At 60.6% G+C, this 18,038-nt stretch carries 10 protein-coding genes; 4 read left to right on the top strand and 6 right to left on the bottom strand.

Annotated elements, in window-relative coordinates; genetic code table 11:
• Window positions 1-51 precede the first annotated feature (51 nt).
• Window positions 52-951 (top strand): YicC/YloC family endoribonuclease, encoded by a 900-nt coding sequence (locus tag IC235_RS19590; RefSeq protein WP_191006904.1) that lies wholly within the window; start codon window positions 52-54, stop codon window positions 949-951.
• 299 nt (window positions 952-1,250) lie between these two features.
• Window positions 1,251-1,787, top strand: coding sequence for a hypothetical protein (locus IC235_RS19585; protein ID WP_191006903.1), 537 nt, complete (start codon window positions 1,251-1,253; stop codon window positions 1,785-1,787).
• Window positions 1,788-1,929: 142 nt separating this feature from the next.
• Here IC235_RS19585 and IC235_RS19580 read toward each other — a convergent pair whose 3' ends face one another.
• Window positions 1,930-2,241: a hypothetical protein gene (locus IC235_RS19580; protein WP_191006902.1), complete on the bottom strand. Its 312-nt coding sequence runs from the start codon at window positions 2,239-2,241 to the stop codon at window positions 1,930-1,932.
• 369 nt (window positions 2,242-2,610) lie between these two features.
• On the opposite strand from IC235_RS19580, the gene IC235_RS19575 reads away from it, so the two are divergent.
• Together IC235_RS19575 and IC235_RS22710 are read left to right on the top strand one after the other, a co-directional pair.
• Window positions 2,611-4,500: a chloride channel protein gene (locus IC235_RS19575; protein WP_191006901.1), complete on the top strand. Its 1,890-nt coding sequence runs from the start codon at window positions 2,611-2,613 to the stop codon at window positions 4,498-4,500.
• Between the two features lie 139 nt (window positions 4,501-4,639).
• Complete coding sequence (locus tag IC235_RS22710) at window positions 4,640-4,744, top strand: hypothetical protein (RefSeq protein WP_317173614.1); 105 nt, start codon at window positions 4,640-4,642, stop codon at window positions 4,742-4,744.
• A gap of 16 nt (window positions 4,745-4,760) precedes the next feature.
• Here the strand turns inward: IC235_RS22710 and IC235_RS19565 are convergent, their stop codons facing one another.
• The 5 genes from IC235_RS19565 to IC235_RS19545 form a co-directional block, all read right to left on the bottom strand.
• The gene (locus IC235_RS19565) at window positions 4,761-6,512 is read right to left on the bottom strand and encodes a VanZ family protein (RefSeq protein ID WP_191006900.1); all 1,752 of its coding nucleotides are present in this window, start codon (window positions 6,510-6,512) and stop codon (window positions 4,761-4,763) included.
• Between the two features lie 29 nt (window positions 6,513-6,541).
• On the bottom strand, window positions 6,542-6,922 hold the full coding sequence (gene gcvH / locus IC235_RS19560) for a glycine cleavage system protein GcvH (RefSeq protein ID WP_191006899.1): 381 nt from the start codon (window positions 6,920-6,922) through the stop codon (window positions 6,542-6,544).
• Between the two features lie 142 nt (window positions 6,923-7,064).
• Complete coding sequence (gene sov / locus IC235_RS19555) at window positions 7,065-14,597, bottom strand: T9SS outer membrane translocon Sov/SprA (protein ID WP_223847427.1); 7,533 nt, start codon at window positions 14,595-14,597, stop codon at window positions 7,065-7,067.
• A gap of 190 nt (window positions 14,598-14,787) precedes the next feature.
• Entirely contained in the window at window positions 14,788-15,393 is a 606-nt protein-coding gene (gene ruvA / locus IC235_RS19550; RefSeq protein ID WP_191006898.1) for a Holliday junction branch migration protein RuvA, read from the bottom strand.
• A gap of 265 nt (window positions 15,394-15,658) precedes the next feature.
• Complete coding sequence (locus IC235_RS19545; RefSeq protein ID WP_191006897.1) at window positions 15,659-17,929, bottom strand: NADP-dependent malic enzyme; 2,271 nt, start codon at window positions 17,927-17,929, stop codon at window positions 15,659-15,661.
• Between the last annotated feature and the right edge of the window lie 109 nt (window positions 17,930-18,038).

Raw genomic sequence — 18,038 nt, 5'->3', positions numbered from 1 at the left:
CTTTGTGGCGTAGCCGGCCCTCAGTTCTCAATTTACCTACTGTTCCTCCTTATGCTCATTTCCATGACCGGCTACGGCCAGGCCCATCGCGAAACCGATTCGTATGCGGTCACCGTCGAACTCAAGTCGCTTAATTCCAAAACCCTCGACCTGACCCTCCGACTGCCTCGGTTCTTGCAGGCCCATGAGCTGGAAATTCGCAATACCGTGGCCAAAGCCCTGTTGCGCGGCAAAGTCAACCTGAGCCTCGACTTCGTTCGGCCCGCGCTGGCCCGGGCAGCGGCCACTCTTAATAAGGAGGCGTTGGTAGCGGCTTTCCACGAGTTACGCGCCGTGGCGCAAAGCCTCGGCTTGCCCGTGAGCGAAAATACGCTGCTGGCGGCGCTGCACTTACCGGGGGTAGTGCCCAGCGCGTCCGAGGCGCGTGAAACTGAAATTGCGGTCGAAGACGTAGCCTGGTCCGAACTGCAACCCCTGCTCTTGGCAGCCCTCGCGGCCCTGCAGCAGTTCCGGCAGGATGAAGGCACTACCCTCAGCGCCGAAATACTGGGTTACGTGGCCACCATCCGCCAGCAGTTGGCGGCCATCGAGCAGCACGACCCGGCGCGCATCGAGCACGTCCGACAGCGGCTGGCTGGCCACTTGGCCGAGCTCACGGGGCACGAGCAGTTTAATGCCACCCGTTTCGAGCAGGAAGTACTGTACTATATCGAAAAGCTCGACATTGCCGAGGAGAAGGTCCGCCTGGCCGCGCATTTAGCCTACTTCGAGCAAGCCGTTCACCAGCCCGACGAAGCGGTAGGCAAGAAGCTCGGCTTTCTGGCTCAGGAAATCGGCCGCGAGATCAACACCATTGGCTCCAAGGCTAACGATGCTACCGTGCAGCACCTAGTCGTGGGGATGAAGGAAGAATTAGAGAAAATAAAAGAACAATTGAACAATATCCTGTAATAGCTACATTTCCCGATCTGGTAGGCCTGACCGTGGATGAGAGGCTGAATTGGTAGTTTATAAAGCCAAGTGTCCGGGCGCTACCTCCTGGCTGGTAGGCTGACTCATGACTTAAGCAAAATTTACTTTCTGGCAGAACCTTCCCAGCTTTAGAATGTTATTAGCAAATAAAGCTGCTTATTTACCTGATTGTTAAAAAAAATTGCGATATTCGTTCTACAAAGATTGAATGTGCCGCATTTGTAACTAACTTGGGTTCCCGATTAACGATTTAATTACCCACTTTTATCCCCATTAGCATGAAACCTACACTTTTACTCTGCATTCTGGCCCTGCTGCTGACGGCAGCCCGGCCGACGTCTGAGATTGAGTTGGTGAAGAAGCGTGTTCTCAGCGAACGGGTTGAGATTCTGATTCCCAAGGGATTTGAGGTGATGACCGAGCAGCAAATGGATTTTGCTTACGCCAAAGCTCAGAGCCGCCCGAGCATCATTTTCACCAACAACAACCTCATCAGCCTTGCCTTTAACTACAGCGACAACGATGCCGATCAGGACATGATTGACATCTACTCCCAGTCGTTTGGCAAAACCTACCACAAGCAGTACAAGGAAGCGACATGGTTCAGCGATGGTGTGAAAAACATCAACAACCGCAAAGTGGGCTTCCTGGAGTTCATGAAGCCTGAAATGGGCCACGAGGTGTACACCCTGGTATTCTTCACCGACGTTGAAGGGAAGCTGATGATCTGCACCTTCAACTGCGCCGACCGCCAGAAGCCCGAGTGGGAGCCCATCGCCAAGCAAATAATGCTCTCCCTGAAAGCCAAGGGATAATCTCACGAACAGACCCCTGTAATTCTTAGCGCGAGCCTCGGCAGGAAACGGCCGAGGCTTTTCTATGTCAGTTAACGGCGGCGCTAAGGTGCTAAGATGGGGTAGTGAAGAGGCGTTGGCGCAGGTCCGCGACGCGTTGCCGCTAGGCGTCTGTGACGCGCCACTCGCGTTCCTGGCCCTTGGAAGGGCTGCGTCGCCGACGTGCGCTATCAAAGTTTCCTTCCATCTTGCCAATGACAGAGGTCCTTTCGCCCGTGCCAAATTTGACCGGGGGGACTTTAATTTTGCTATCCGAGGCAAACACGAACTGAGGATTCAACTCAGTAATATGGGCCAATAAGCCTGTTGTGCTGTGACTGTTGGGGTAATGCACGAGAACATTGCCGCCGTAGTTGATTCCTAGCGCTTGGTCAACCGGCGCTTGAGTCGCGGCAAAGTAGAGCTGAGCCGGCATTGCTGTAAGCGCGACCAGCTACGAAAGTATAAGTGCTGCCTCCGGAAGAAAACTGCTTAACTTCTGGACCAAACTTTTAACCGGGGCTGAACTCGTGTCAACGCACGATACGTCAGTAGGTTACCAGAATGAGGCAGCAGCTGGCGGCCGACTACGGGTGCGGCGCCGTAGTGGCTTTAGGGCCGCCCCTAGATAATGACTCGGGTTCACACCGCTAGTCAGCACGAAAACGGCTACCCGCCCGGATTTGCGAAACAACTTCCCCGGTCTGGTCGGGTTAGGTTACAAAGTCCATCGGCTTTGCGCGGGGCTCGTATAGCGGGGGTGGACCTACGGTTACGTCATTATTTTGCTCTTCAGCTTTCGTTTATGAATCCCTTCCCGCTGCCCCAGACCGGCATTCCCCTTGCGCCGTCCCTAGAACCTACCCTGGCTGATACCCCCGCGCCGCGCCGCCGCGTGCCGGCGAAGCGGCGCTTGGTGCGCATCGCGTTGCTGGCCGTGCTGGTCGCCGTGGCCGTCAGCTTGGTGGCGCGCCTGCTGGTGTATTTGATTAATCTGGTGACGAACTTGGTTTTTCACGGCGAAGTGTCAATGGCCTACCATAGCCCGGCCGACAACCACCTGGGGCTATGGGTTGTACTGCTGCCCGCGCTGGGTGGGCTGGTCGTCAGCCTGATGGCCTTCTACGGGTCCAAGGCCATCCGAGGCCACGGCATCCCGGAGGCCATGGAGCAGATTCTGACCAACCAAAGCCGCATCAAGCCCGTCATCATGTTCCTCAAGCCGCTGTCGGCGGCAGTCTCGATTGGTACAGGCGGGCCATTTGGGGCTGAGGGACCGATTATCGCCACCGGTGGAGCCCTGGGCTCCACGCTGGGGCAACTCCTGTCCATTACCCCTCACGAACGCAAGGTGCTGCTGGCGGCCGGGGCCACGGCGGGCATGTCGGCCATCTTCGGTACGCCCATTGCGGCGGTGTTTCTGGCCATTGAGTTGCTGCTATTCGAGTTTTCGCCCCGCTCGCTGCTGCCGGTGGCCCTGGCCTGCATCACTGGAGCGGCGGGTCACCACGTGCTGTTTGAGTCGGGGCCGGTGTTTGAGATGCCGGCGCTGGCCGCCCCTAGCAACGCGGCCCTGGCTGCATACAGTGCCATCGGGCTGGTGATAGGGCTGGTGTCGGTGGGCGTGACCAAGCTTGTGTATCTTATTGAAGACAGCTTCGAGAAGCTGCCCCTGCACTGGGCCTGGTGGCCGGCACTGGGCGGGCTCGCGGTGGGCGGTATCGGATATGTTGCCCCGCACACGCTGGGCGTGGGCTACGAGAACATTACCAGCATTTTGTCGGGCACGGCCCCGCTGAACTTGCTGCTAGCGCTATGTTTTCTCAAGTTTGCCTCGTGGGCTATTGCGCTGGGCAGCGGTACCTCGGGCGGTACGCTGGCCCCGCTGCTCACCATCGGCGGCGCGGCCGGGGCGCTGCTGGGGCTGGCCGTGCGCCACGTTTTCCCGGCCTCCGACATCGTGCTGCCGCTGGCGGCGCTGGTGGGCATGGCCGCTATGTTCGCCGGAGCCTCGCGGGCGCTGCTCACTTCCCTGGTGTTTGCGGTTGAATCTACGGGGCAGGCCCAGGCGTTGCTGCCACTGCTCGGGGCCTGCACCGGGGCCTACCTGGTGTCCTTTCTGTTGATGGGCAACACCATTATGACCGAGAAGATTGCGCGCCGGGGTGTGAAAACGCCCGTGGACTACGAGCCGGACCTGCTCGACAAGCTGCCCGTGAGCCAGGTGCTGCAAAACCGGGTAGCAGCCATCAGCACGGATAATACCGTTCAGCAGGTGCGCGAGTGGCTTAGCCGTGAGCCCGCGCAGGCTGGGGCGCACCTGCTGGCGCTAAACCCCGGCGGCGACTTCGCCGGCCTGGTAAGCACCGCCGCCTTGGCCAGCTACGCGGCCGACGCGCAAGCCTCGATAAGTACCTTGGTGCAGCCCCGCCCCTCGGTGCTGCGCCTAACCGACTCGTTACGCACGGCCGCCGAGCACTTGGCGCGCGAAAACGTGGATGCGCTGCCCGTGCTCACCCCCGGTCCCCGGCCCGTGGTGGCCGGGATAATTTCCTGCCGCGACGTGCTGGCCGCCTACCACCGCCTAGACGACCACGGCCGCGCCGTGCCCATTATTCAGCTCAAGCGCCAGGGGCTGCGCGTGCTGCTGCGTGGCAAAACCCTCTTGCAAAAGCAACGGGCGGGCGCGGCTTAAGCTTATAGCTCGACCGACTTGGCCACTCGTTGCGCCACTTGCTGACCGTTGTAGCGGACCTACAGCAACTGGGGGTGGGACTCGTTTCCCCACCGATGCCATCAATACGACCTCGCCTCAGGGTCGGCTCGTCTTCAATATGTTTGCCTCGCTGGCTGAATTCGAGCGCGAGTTGATTTGGGAGCGTACCCACGCCGAGCTGGCCTTGGTCCGCGCCCGAGGTCTACGTGGGGTGTTCCAGTAAAGCTGCCGGAAGTCCGCTATTCTCGTCTCACGGTTGATTTCTCAGCACCCAGGCCATTGAGAAAGTCCCGCACCAGTCGGAACGCACCAGCAAAGCCTGCCAGCGACAACGCTGCAGGCCGGTCATTCACGTCGTGGTAAGCCGTGCTGCCGCCCCGGGTGTAGATAAAAAAGGCTGGTACGCCTGCTTCGGAAAAGGGAAAATGGTCGGAGTTGGCCGCCCGGCCCCGGGCACTCAGGCCCGGTAGGTAGCGGTGGGCGTCGTTGAGGGCCGCCAGCCGGCGATAAGGGGCTTCCAGCAGCCGCCCGTTGACGACCGTGGCCCCCTGCTCACCAGTGCCCAGCAGGTCGAGGTTGACCAGAAACCTGATGTTTGGGAGCGGAATCAGCGGATGAGCCACGAAGTAGCGGGAGCCAACCAAGCCGGCTTCTTCGGCGCCAAACAGCAGGAACACGACCGAGTAAGCCGGGCGGTTTTCGGGCCGCGCATAGTGGGCGGCCAGCTCCAGCAATAGCGCTACGCCGCTGGCGTTGTCGTTGGCCCCCGGGAAATAGGTCTTGCGGCCCATCATGCCCAGGTGGTCGTAGTGAGCCGATACAACGAGGAAGGAGTCAGGCTGGGTGGTGCCCCGGACCAGGGCAGCCAGGTTCTGAGTCTGGTAGTCGGGCTGCAGCCGGGCATCAATTCGGGCCTGAACCACCGCGTCCGCGGGCCAGCGAGGGCTCAGCACTTCCAGGCGGGGCCGGGGGGCCTGCTCACCAGCCAGCGAGGCGGTGAGCTTGGGCACCAGCACCAGCCAGGCCGCTGAGTCGATGCGCTGGCGCAAGGGCACCGGCAGGGTGGGCAGCCGGGCCTGGTCGCGGGCCGTGAGCAAGAGCAGCGGTCGAGTCAGGCGCAGCCGGCGTTGCCAGGCAGCGGCCGTATCGGGGTTAGTAAACACCAGTGAATCGAGCCGCCAGGGGCGGCCCTGCACTTGACCGCTGCCGGAAGCGGGCGCGGCGATGAAGTCCTGGCCCGGTCGCAGCTCCGCGTTGCCCAGCGTGCCGCTCACGGCCAGCCGCATGGCGCCGGGGAAAGTATTAATCGGCAGCGTAAACGATTGGGTGAAGTCGGGCGCCAAGGGCTGCAGCGCCAACTCGCGGAAGCGCCCGCGTAAGTAGGCCGCGGCCCGGTGCTCGCCCTGAGCCACATAGCCCCGGCCGTGCATGCCCGGCGAGGCCAGCTTCTCAATGGTGCGGCGGGCCCGGGCTATATCCTGCGCCCGGGCGGGTGCTGCCGAGCCCATGCAGGCCACCCCCAGGCTTCCCCCCAGCCAAAGAGCCGCAGCCAGGGAGCGGGTCGGGGTTCCTCGCCAGCCGGCCCAGGCGGTGGCGGCACCCACCGCCAATACTGCCCCGATGGCATCGCTGATCAGGTCGGTCCATTCGCCGTGGCGGCCCAGGCGCATCGTCACCTGTAAGACTTCGATCAGGCCGCCAAAAAGAGTACTGCCCACGAGCACGGCTACTCCGGCGTGGCGAGCCAGCCGGGGCCAGTGCCTTTGCCGACGCAACGAAAACCAGCTGAGGCCCGCCAATACCACAAACACGCCCGCGTGGGCAGCAGTGTCGAACGACAGCAGCTTCCACACGGGCGTGCGCGGCATTTCATCAGCGGGGGTGAGCGTGAGCACCAGCACCACGGCGGCCCACGAAAGGGGCAGCGCTGCGTAAGAACGGCGGGAGGCCAGTTCCGGCCGTGGCTTGGATGGAAAAGGCGTCAGCGTCACAGTACCAAGCTACAGCCGGCTCTTTAAATTTACGCGCCTACCAGCTCGCCGTACGCTTCGGCCGAGAGCAAGCCGTTTAACTCTTCGGGGTTGGCAATGGAGATCTTGACCATCCAGCCGTCGCCATAAGGGTCGGAATTTACCGTTTCGGGGGCATCAGCAAGCTTGGCATTCACTTCCAGCACAGTGCCGGTGATGGGGCTAAACAAGTCGGAAACCGTTTTTACGGCCTCCACCGTGCCAAACACGTCGTGCTGGGCCACTTCCTTGTCAATCGTGTCGATGTCGACGTACACAATGTCGCCAAGCTCTTTCTGGGCGTGGTCGGTGATGCCCACGTAGGCGACATCGCCTTCAACGCGAATCCATTCGTGGTCCTTGGTGTAGTGAAGAGTGGCGGGCAAATTCATTGATACGAATGATGAAGGGTGGAGGGGTGAACGATTCACGACAGCTCAAAAGTAGGCAAGGCGGCGGAAGTTTGGGCGGGAAGGTGTTCGCCCCCCGACCCAACCGCTGCTCCTTGATTCCTTGACTTATTCAACCGGGGGATTACTGCGTCAGGCTGTAGCGCAACAGCACCCCGCCTTCGGTGTTGGAGTTGCGGAAGGCATTACGGGGGCTAGTAATGGTCTGGCTGTAGTAGAGCTGCAGGTTCAGCCGGGTATTCAGCAAATAGTCGACCGTGGGGCGCAGCTGCATCGTTCTCGCACCGTTGACAACCTGACTCTCCGGGCGGCCTTCGGGATTTGCCTGATTTTGCGGGTTGCTGGGGTCGACCACGTCCAGAATGCTGCGCTGCACGGTGATGTTGTCGCGAATGCTCAAGTCGAGGCGGGCGGTGAGGCTGTTTTTCAGCACCATCTGCTCGCCTTTCATCCGGAAGGGCAGCTTGAGGCTATTGGTAGCGTAGCCGAGACCCAGTACTAACTCATTGGTGGATACTTCCGTGACTTGGGCGGTAGTGGTACTCAGCGTTACGAGCCGGTCGGTACGGTATTCCACGCGACCCGTAGCCCGGCTCACGGTCTGGAAATTGACGCCAATCAGCGGGGACAGTCGCTCAACAATGCTTACCTGAGCTACCACGTAGTAGGGAATGAATTGCTGGGTGGCATTCCGTAGGTTGGGAAAGCTTTGCTTAGGATCAAATTCGGAGCTGTAAATAGTCGAGGTAGTGAAGCTGCCCACGCTGTAAGTGGAGGAGTAGGCGTGGTTGAACGTGAACGAGCTGAAATACTTTTTCACGAAGGGCAGGTCGGCCAGGCCATTGTACTGAATAGTCCAGTTAGGCAGCGGGAACATGGCAAAGGGGTCGAACTTCTTGGCCGTGGAACCATCCGACGAGCGGCCGTGGTAGGCATCAATAAAGCTTTGCACCAGCACGTCCTGGGAGTTATACCCATAGCCTTGAACATTCGCGGGCGAAGGGTTGGCTTTACTTAAGCTTTCCTGCACGAATTTCCGATTTTTCACAAACTGGTCGAACGCTTTGGAAGTCTGGCCATTGGCTCCCAAATCGCCAAATAAGGTCTGAATAGTAACGGTGGAGGTTTGGAAGGAGCCGGTGCTGCGCAGCGGATGAGGGGCCAGTATCGGGCGTCCCGTCCGCGGGTCCAGCTCGGTAACTCCTTTCAGCGTTACCGAGTCGAGCAGGGTGCGGTACAAGACCTCATTGTTGAGGGCCAGTTGCCGCCGCGCATCAACCTGAATGTTAAAGGCCCGGAACGGCTCCAGGGTCGTGCGCAGGGTGAGGTTTTCGGTGAGTAAGGAGCTCAGCGGCGTGTTGAGGTACTCGCTGCTGTTGGTGTACCAGCCGTTGCTGGCCGCCTTTTCGTACAGCTCATTCAGTGGGTACTGCTTGCCGAGAATGAATGGCAGGCCCGGCGCCGTCAAATCGTGGTCGAGCCCGAACAAGTAGGTTTTGGGCAGGTAGCCCGGCAGCAGGGTCCCGTTGGTGCGGGCATACGTGAAGTTGATTGAGCGGGCCGTCATCAGCGAGCGGAGCACGGCCTTGACGAAGCGGTTTCTCTCGCGCGTAGTGTCGGCCGCGGCGTTGGCCGGAGCGCCCGGCTGGCCGCCTGCGCCGGCCCGGGTTGGGGCGGTGCCCAAGCCCCCATTCTTGGGGCGAGCAGTCGGCGGCGGGGCATTGTTGATGATGTTAAGAAACTTTACCTTGTTGTACAGCTTCACCAGGTCAACCTTACCATTGGCGCTGATTTCCGCGCTGTTCTGAATGGTGTTGCCTAGGTTGATCTGGACAGTAGCATTATCGGTGCCGGTCGGGTTGACGGGCGCGCGCTGGTCGGCGGAGGCGGCCTGCCAGGTGTAGTTGGCTGCGTACCGGGTATCGGCGCTCAGCCAATCGGTGAGCGGGAATTTATCGAGGGGCAACCGGTAAGTGAGCGCCGCCACCTGGTTGAAGTTGGTGGTGCGCCCGCCGCGCAGCAGGTTTTTGCGTAGCAGGCTGTCGTTGCTAATGGCCTCGCGGCTGCTGCCGAGGTTACGGCCCCGGCCCTCGTCAACCACGCCCCGGTTGGTGGCGGTGTAGTCGAAGATCAAGCTTTTGGTCAGGTCCCACTTCAGGTCGTAGATGCGGCTGATGAAGAAGGACTTTTGAACAACCGGGGCGATGCCCTGGGTGCTGGGCAGGGTGCCGGGCGTCAGGATCCGCTGCAGGAAGCGCTCGTTGTAGCGCCGGTCGATATCGGTGCGGAAGGAGAAGCGCGACGGCAGGGGTGTGAAATTCAGCTCCTGGAAAATCTTCAGGTAGGGGTTGTCCAGCGCCTTGACCTTGCTCAGGGGCGCGTAGTTCTTCGGAGTAGTCTGGTACACGTAGGCGAGGGCCGCCGTGTACGACTTCGTGTAGTCGCGTTCGGTCCGGATGTCCGTATGCAGGCGGTCGGTGAGGGAGTAGCTCACGGCCAGGTTCTCAATGTCCCAGGGCTTGGGGGTCGAGGGGGGCGCGCCGGGCTTGTCGGGGGCGCGCTCCTTGCGCACGTTCAGCACCGAGATGCTGCGGCTGGTAGTCTGGTCGATTACCTTATTGCGGTACTCCGCCTGCGCCGTGCTGTTTTCGTTGCCGTTGTTGTCGGTGAATTTCTTCAGGCTCTGGCTGAGCTTGGTGTCGGGGTCGAGGGGGTCGTAAAGGGGCGAGCGGCTTTCGTGGCCCACTTGCAGCAGTACGGGTATGCGCAGGCGCAGCTGCTCGGGCAGGAACTTCTCGGCCGCCACGGTGGCCTGCAAGTCCCCACGCAAGACATCGTCGACGGAGCGCTGCTGCACTTTGTCCTGTAAGCCCCCAAAGCCCACACTGGTGTAGCTGCCGGTAGCCGTCACATTAGCCAGATCAGCCATCTTCACGTTGAGCCGCGCCGTGGCGGCGTAGCCGGCCTGCTGCTCAAAGTCGAACACCCGGAACTCATCGGCCCACAGGTTTACGCTGAAGGGAGTCGTGCTTGGGTTGGTAGCGTCGGCGGCTGGGTTCAGGATGCCGATCATTACGCCCTGCACCGCCGAAAAATCGGGGTTGCCTACCACCGTAATGGTGGCGCCGTTGGGCAGCACTTTCGTGTACGGAAGCGTGTAATTAACCGGGGTGCGCCGGTTACGTTCGGCCTTGGCGTCGATGAAGTCCTGAAAAGACACATCGATGCGGTTGGCTTCGGGCCACACTTGGTCGGGCGAAGTGGCGTTGGGCGGCGTCAGGGCCAACGGCAGCGAGTACTGGTAGTAATTCTGGGTGTAGTCGGTGCCGATTCGCACAAACGTCCGCACATCTCCCGTCCTAAGATCATCGAACTCTTCGCTGTCGCCGTGCAGGAAAAGCCGCAGGCGCTTGTAGCGCAGCATGTTGATGCTTAGGTTTTTATAGGCTGCCTTGCCGTACCCATCCCGCAGGTTAGTAACTGCCAGGCGCAAGCTCTGCTCGTTTTGCAGGCGCGAGGCACTGCTGCTGCCGTACTCCTTATCGCGCTTAATACCCGGCGGCGACACATACGGAATCTTGGCTGCTCCCGTGGGATTAAACGATACGCCGTTTTCCTCTACGCTCACCGTGGAAATGTTGAACGCATCAGCATCGGTGAGCGTGCCCACGGGCGGCGGCAGGCGCTCATCCACGATGGGAGACAAGAAGCGGCGCCACTGGTTGGCCACGAACTGCGGCTGCACCAGGCGCAACACCACCGGCTGCTGCCAGTTGGTCAGGTACATGCGCAGAAAGCGGATATTTTTGAAGCCGAACTCCTGGGTGGCGCCGCGCACCTGGTAGCGTTCCCGAATCGGAATCCGGAACTGATACCAGGTTACCTGGTCGCCACTGGTGCGCTCATCCTTGTTCGTTACCTTGTCGATGATGTAGTTCTGGCCTACTTCCAGGCTGCCGGGGGTGAGGCGGATGCCGTACTCGTAGTAGCGCTCCACCTCCTGCACCACGTTGTCGCGGTTCAGGTCTTCCTTGTCGGGATAGGGCGTGGCGCTGAGCCGGTTGTTCTCGGCGGAGTTGCCCTCATAGCCGTTGTAGTTCTTGTACCGGCCCAGGATGTTGGCGTTGGCCTGATCGTAGCTCGGGTCGAGGTGGTGGCGGAAGTCGTCGCCCGACGGGTCGGGCAGGCTGCTGTACTGGGGGCCGTAGTTTTTAGCCCGCTCGGCGTCGTTGTTTACGCCGTCGAGGCCCACGTCCTGCCGCTGGCGGGCCCCGGGCGCGGAGTTAAACGCATCGGTAAGAAACTGCTGACGCGTGACGCGGCCCCACACCGTAGGATTGCTGTTATTGTCTATCTCCTGGGGGTCGTCGCTGATGGGCAGGCCGTTTTCGAACTCATGCAGGTTGTTGTCCTTCAGCACGTCTTCGCTCACGTTGCCGAGGTTGATGAACAGGTCACCCCCGAAGGTGTTCGCCTGGTCGTTGCCGTCGCGGTCCACCACGTTAACGCGCGAGTCCGGCGCGGTGGGGTTGGTTACCTTCAGGAACGGGTCCATCATCCAGAACTCCAGGTACTCGATGTTGGCGTTGTCGAAATCGGTGTCGAAGGTAATGGCCCGGCTGATGGCGCCGAACTTATCCTTGGGATCGGTCCCGACAAACGTTTTACCGTCACTCCCGACGTTAGGGCTGTAGTTGTAGGGCCCGCGCTCATTCGGGAAATAAGCCATGTCGAACGTATACTCGTAGCCATTACCGGTCGCCCCCAGGTCCTTGTTCGGGAACACCTCGTCGCGCTTCACCCCCCGGGTGTAATGGTTGGTCAGGTCGGCCGCGCTGATGTTGCTGGGTACGTTAGGCCCGTTGGTGTAGTAGCTCTGATCTACGGTGTACCAGGCCAGCTTGGCGCGCTGGTAGTTCGACGACAAGCCCTGCACCGTGCTGCCCGGAATGGGCAGCGGCGTCGCGGCCAGGCGCCACGCCGGAATAGAGGCCAGCCCGCCGAGGGTGTAGGGCGTGCGCGCGTTCTCGAAGTCGTCGATGTACGACACCCCGTTTTCGCCGTTGCCGAGCTGGGAGCGGCCCGGCAGCAGCTTCGCCACCTCGCCACTGAAGGCGATGGTCGAAATCTCTTTGGTCGATACAAAAGGCAGCTTGTCCAGGTACTTGGTCAGCACCCGGCTGTCCTTCCGAAAGCCGCCATCCAGCCCTACGATGGTGTTGTTGCTCGGCTCGTCGCCAATGTTCACCCGGTTGATGCCGGGAGCCTGGTTTTCGAGCAGGTGCAGCGCCGTACCCCCGATATTGACGTCTTTGTTCAGCTGGTAGTCGAGGCGCACCCCCACCAGCCGGCGGGGCTGCACCTGCACCAGGGCATTTTTTTCGAATTCAACCCGGAGCTCATTAGCCGAATTCAGGTAGGCCGGGTTCAGGATTTTCACCTTGGCCTGGTCGTAAAATACCTGGTAGTCGACTCCCTCGGTGAGCAGCGTCGAGCCCGAGCGCACCCGCACCGAGCCCTGCGCGATACCAATGCCGGGCAGGCTGATCTCGTCGGAGCTCGCGCCGCCCTGAAAGCGTCCGCGCAGGAAGAACTTGTCCTTTTCCTGCCGCTGCTGGGCGTCGCTCTGGGTCTGGGTGTATAGCTCCGAGTAGACGTACTTGTCAATCAGCGTCGTTTCGCTGGGGTCGAACTGTGAGCGCAGATAGGCGCCGAACGGCTCCACGTTGGGGAAGATAATCTTGCCCAGCTCCGGGTCAATCGTGACGCCGGGGAAGAAGTCGAAGTTGCCGTCGGGGTTGCGGTCGTTGTTCGGGTTAACATTGTCCAGGTTCAGCACCTCAATCAGCGGGCGGTTGACAATCCGGTTGCCCTCCTTCAGCGAAATCAAGTCCACCCCCGTTTCGTCGTCCTTGTAAATGAGCTGCAGTTGAAAATTATCGCGCTGCAGCTGCGAGGCATTCAGGGGATAGATGTTTTTCATCATCAAATCCCAGGTCGGCGTATTCCGGGTGAGCAGGTTGGGATTGTTCGGATTCTTGTTGGGGTCGGCCAGGCCTACCCCGGGGTTGCTGGCCCGCAGCAGCTTCAGGAAGATTACTTCGTCGGGCTTCACCGTGCCGTATTCGAGCGACGTTTCGCCCACCCGATACGTCTTGCCATTGAACAGGTACTCGTAGCTCACGCCCAGCACCTGGTCGGGCAGCAGCGCCGTGTTCAGGGAAAGGTAGCCCAGCTGAGCGTTGTAAGTGAACTCCCGCGGGTCGAGCTTGCGGGCCCGCACCCGTTCAAAGTCCACGTTTTTGACTAGGTCCTGGCCCTGCAAAAAGTTGTCGATGCCAATATTGTCGCGAGGACCACTGGTAACCAGCCCAAACTCCCGGTTCGCGCTGTTATTGGCGGGCGTCAGAGCAGTCGGGGCGCCAATACGAAACTTCTGATCCTGGTACAGCCGTACGGGTTCGGCCAGGTCCATCAGCGCCACCACGTTGCGGAGGTTCTCGGTGCTGCGGTTGTCGTTGGTGACGTACACCTCCAGCCGCGTGATGGATACTCCGCTTTGAATAGTGGGCAGGTTACGCAGGGCCTGGTCGTAGCGGTCGCGGAAAAACTGCGACAGGAAGAAGTGCCGGTCCCGCTCGTACTGGCTGGCCTTCAGCTCGTACTGCCGGCTCTGGGAGCCATTCTGGATGCGCACCTCGTCGGCCGTGCCGCGTACGGTGGCCGCTACGGCTGTCACGCCCAGCTTGCCAAACTGCAGCTGAGTTTTGATGCCAAACAGGTTTTGGCCGCCCTGCACCAGCGAGTTGGTAAGCGGCAGGCTCACGTTGCCCAAGTCTAGCTTCCGGATAATATCCGTTTCCTCGCCCACGTAGTCGAACTTCATCTGATTGTCGAAGTCGAACGACGCCTTGGTGTCATAGTTGAACGCCAGCTTGAGCTTGGTCCCGATCTGCCCGGTCAGGTTGAGGTTGATGTTCTGCTCGAACAGGAAATCGCCCACGCCCTGTTGGCGCAAGGTCAGGGCCGGGTTTTCGTTTTTGTTGTAGCGGCCGCCAAACTTGAGCGAAACCGAGCCCGCCGGCCGAATGTCGACGTAGCTGCCCCCAAAGATGCGGTTGGCAATGGGGCCCAGGTAGATTTTGGGAATCAGGCGCTGGGCCTGGGGGGTGCCCGCCTTGGCTTCGGGGCCGGTAACGCCGCCTTTGGCCTTCTCCCGGTAGTAGTTGCGTACCGCCTCCCGCCGCTGGTACTCCGCATACTCCTTGTACGTGAGCACGCTCGGGTCGCGGTAGTCGATTTTGTCGCCTATTTTTTCTTTAACCTCAAACTGTTTCAGGCTGTCGTCAACCGTCACCGCCAGTTTTACGTTTTTAGGCAAGGGCAGCACCAGCGGCGACTCGCGGCGGTGCGGACCAAAGGGGCTTCCGGGCCGGTCGCGGGCCTGTACCCGCGGCCGACGGCTGGGCCGGTACGGTCCGGTCGTGTCCACCACCGCACCACGGGGCCGGGGGGTATCGGTCGCCAGGGCCTGGCTGGCCCGCCGCCAGGCCCGGATCAGGCGCGCGCTGCCAACGGGACTGGCCTGGGCCCACCACGTTAGCAACGACGCAACTACAGCAACGGAAACGGGAAGTAATTTCTGACCAGATTTCAAGCAGGATGGATAATAGTGGCGGCGGGCCGGACAGCCCACGTCAACCACGGCTTTCGATGATAAAACAGGGTTGTTGGCGGAGGATAGTGGCAGTTCAGAGGCTATAGCACTGTTGCTATCAACTACTTAGTGCTGACTACTCCGGGCGACAACCCGTGTGGGGTGCGTAGGCAAAAAATTACGTCGCGACTCAGTGCGACTTCAAAGCAAATTTAATCAAATCCTCCACGCTCAGGTCTCCGCCATGTTTTTGCTGGATCTGATCCAGGTTTTTCTCGGCGGCGGCGCGCGCGAAGCCCAAGGTTACCAAGGCTTGCAACGCTTCGGAGCGCCGGGTATTGTGTTGGCGCGCCAGGGGCACGGTATCGACCCCGGCTTTGGCCAGCAGCTCGTCCTTGCGCAGCTTGTCCTTGAGCTCCAGAATCACACGCTGGGCAGTTTTCGGCCCCACGCCCTTGATGCTTTGAATCGCGCGCACGTTTTCGCTCACGATGGCTTCCCGGATTTCGCCCACGCTCATGCTGCTCACCATTACAATGCCCGTGCCTGGCCCAATGCCCGACACCCCAATCAGGAGCATGAACAAGGCTTTCTCGTTGGGGTCGAGGAAGCCATAGAGCGTGTGCCCATCTTCCTTAATGTGCTGGTAGGTGTAAATTTTTGTCGTCGCGCCTTCTTCGGGCAGCTTGGAATACGTGGCCAGCGAGATGCGGACTTCGTAGCCCACCCCACCCAGGTCCATAATGGCCTGAGTGGCGTCCTTATAAGCGAGTTTACCGTCGAGGTAAGCAATCATATGCGTTCGGGGAGAGAAAAAAGAAAGAAGCTCTTCAGTGGCCAACCAACACGGGGGCCGGCTTTTTGCTCCCCAAAGTTGCTGGCTTTTACCTTAAAAGTATTGGGTGAAATAAAGAAAAGAAGCTGCCGCGAGCTAAAAGCAAGTAGGATACTCGCTGGCGTTGGGCAGGATGTCCGGCCCGTTTGGCCAAGTCCCTGCCCCTCACCGGATGGCTTGGCGCGCGTGGCTCCGACAACGGTTTACGCCAGCCAGTAAGCTGAGCCTATAGCGCCTTGCTGCCCAACTGCGCGTCTACTACGGCAATGGCGGCGATGTTTACGATCTCGCGCACCGAGGCCCCGAGCTGCAGGATGTGTACGGGCTTGCGCATCCCCATCAGGATGGGCCCGATAACCTCCGCTCCCCCAATTTCCTGGAGTACTTTGTAGGCAATGTTGCCCGATTCCACGTTGGGAAAAATCAACGTGTTGGCGCCCTTCTCCGCCAGGGGGCTGAAGTCGTAGTGCTCCTGGAGCAGCCGCGGACTCAGGGCCACGTTAGCCTGCATCTCACCATCAATCAGTAAGTTGGGGAAGCGAGCCTTGGCCAGTTCCGTGGCCCGCCGGGTCTTTTCGGGCAGCGCCCCGGCGTTGGAGCCGAAGTTGGAGTAGCTGATGACGGCCATGCGCGGCTCGGTGTCGAAGAAGCGCACGGTCCGCGCCGTGAGCCCGATAATCTCCACCATTTCCTCGGCCGTGGGGTCGATGTTCACCGTGGTGTCGGCAAAAAAGAACGGCCCTTTCTTGTGCTGGATGATGTACATCGAGGCGACCCGCCGCACGCCCTCTTCCGTGCCCACCACGCGCAGCGAGGGAATGATGCTCTTACCGTAGTCCTTCGTCAGGCCGGTAATGCAGGCGTCGGCCTCGCCCGTTTCCACCATCATGGCGGCGTAATAATTACGCTCCCGCATCAGGCGGCGGCCTTCGTACAGGGTCATGCCCCGGCGCTGGCGCTTCTGGTAGAGTATGGCGGCGTACTCGTCGCGCTTAGCGTCCTGGGTCAGGATGTTGATGATTTCACAGCCTTCCAGGTCGAGGCTGTTCTCGCGGGCAATGGCCTGGATCTTCTCCGGCGGGCCCAGCAGAATGGGGGTGGCAATGCCCTCATCGCGCAGGATCTGGGCGGCTTTGAGGATTTTATAGTTGTCGGCTTCGGCGAACACCACGCGCTTGGGGTTGGCCCGGGCGGCCGAGGTGATGCGGTTCATCAGCTTCTGGTTCACGCCGAGGCGGGCGCGGAGCTGGTCTTCGTAGGCGCTCCAGTCATCGATGGGCAGGCGCGCTACGCCGCTCGCCATGGCGGCCTTGGCCACCGCCGGGCTAACGGTGGTGATGAGGCGCGGGTCGAGCGGCTTGGGAATGAGATAGGTTCGCCCGAAAGTCAGCGTGTTGTCGCCGTAGGCTTTATTCACCATTTCGGGCACCGGCTCCTTGCTCAGCTGGGCCAGGGCGTGTACGGCCGCCAGCTTCATGGCCTCATTGATTTCGGTGGCGCGCACGTCGAGGGCGCCCCGAAAAATGTACGGGAAGCCCAGCACGTTGTTCACCTGGTTGGGGTGGTCGGAGCGACCGGTCGCCATAATGAGGTCGTCGCGCGTGGCCATGGCCAGCTGGTAGCTCACCTCGGGGTCGGGGTTCGCCAGGGCAAACACGATGGGGTTGGGCGCCATGTGCAGGAGCAGGCCGGCCGGCAGCACGTTGGCGGCCGACAATCCCAGAAACACGTCGGCCCCCTGCATGGCTTGGTCCAGGGTCGTGATGTCGCGGGTGGTGGCAAACTGCATCTGAATCGGGGCCAGGTTGGTTCGCTCGGCGTTAATGATGCCGTCCTTGTCGAACACCACCACGTTTTCCTTCTTGAGGCCCAGTGCCAGGTACAGCCGCAGGCACGATACCGCCGCCGCCCCGGCGCCGCTCACCACCACCTTGATTTCGTCGATTTTTTTGTTCACGATTTCCAGCCCGTTCAGCAGCGCGGCCGACGTAATGATGGCCGTGCCGTGCTGGTCGTCGTGCATCAGCGGGATGTTCATTTTTTCCCGCAGCTCGGTTTCAATGCGAAAGCACTCCGGGGCCTTGATGTCTTCCAGGTTGATGCCGCCGAACGTGGGCTCGAGCGCCTTCACGATGCGGATAAACTCATCCGGGTCAGTAGCATCAATTTCGATATCGAAACAATCAATACCGGCAAACTTCTTGAACAACACGCCCTTGCCTTCCATTACCGGCTTGGAGGCCGCCGGGCCGATGTTACCCAGCCCCAGCACCGCTGTGCCATTGCTGATAACGGCCACCAGGTTGCCCTTCGCGGTGTACTTGTACACGTCGTCGGGGTTGGCGGCAATTTCCTTGCAGGGCTCGGCGACGCCCGGCGAGTAAGCCAGCGCCAGGTCGAGCTGCGTACTGACTGGCTTGGTCGGCACCACTTCGATTTTGCCGGCGGGGTCCTGGGAGTGGTAGTTGAGGGCGTCCTGTTTATTTATTTTGAGCATTGGGAAGTCTGAGCAAAAACGAGGGCGGAGCAGCGAGCCGGTTTGAGCTCGCCAGGGTCCGGTTTATTCCGCCGAAATTAACCCTCATCGTTGGGTTGCGCGCGAAACG

The sequence above is a fragment of the Hymenobacter montanus genome (genome assembly GCF_014699115.1).
GTDB classification, from domain to species: domain Bacteria; phylum Bacteroidota; class Bacteroidia; order Cytophagales; family Hymenobacteraceae; genus Hymenobacter; species Hymenobacter montanus.
This window is presented reverse-complemented; position numbering and strand designations above follow the sequence as displayed.

Coding starts and splice junctions, on each gene's coding strand:
- IC235_RS19590 (WP_191006904.1), top strand. CDS start 52: ATGCTCATTTCCATGACCGGCTACGGCCAGGCCCATCGCGAAACCGAT.
- IC235_RS19585 (WP_191006903.1), top strand. CDS start 1,251: ATGAAACCTACACTTTTACTCTGCATTCTGGCCCTGCTGCTGACGGCA.
- IC235_RS19580 (WP_191006902.1), bottom strand. CDS start 2,241: ATGCCGGCTCAGCTCTACTTTGCCGCGACTCAAGCGCCGGTTGACCAA.
- IC235_RS19575 (WP_191006901.1), top strand. CDS start 2,611: ATGAATCCCTTCCCGCTGCCCCAGACCGGCATTCCCCTTGCGCCGTCC.
- IC235_RS22710 (WP_317173614.1), top strand. CDS start 4,640: ATGTTTGCCTCGCTGGCTGAATTCGAGCGCGAGTTGATTTGGGAGCGT.
- gcvH (WP_191006899.1), bottom strand. CDS start 6,922: ATGAATTTGCCCGCCACTCTTCACTACACCAAGGACCACGAATGGATT.
- ruvA (WP_191006898.1), bottom strand. CDS start 15,393: ATGATTGCTTACCTCGACGGTAAACTCGCTTATAAGGACGCCACTCAG.
- IC235_RS19545 (WP_191006897.1), bottom strand. CDS start 17,929: ATGCTCAAAATAAATAAACAGGACGCCCTCAACTACCACTCCCAGGAC.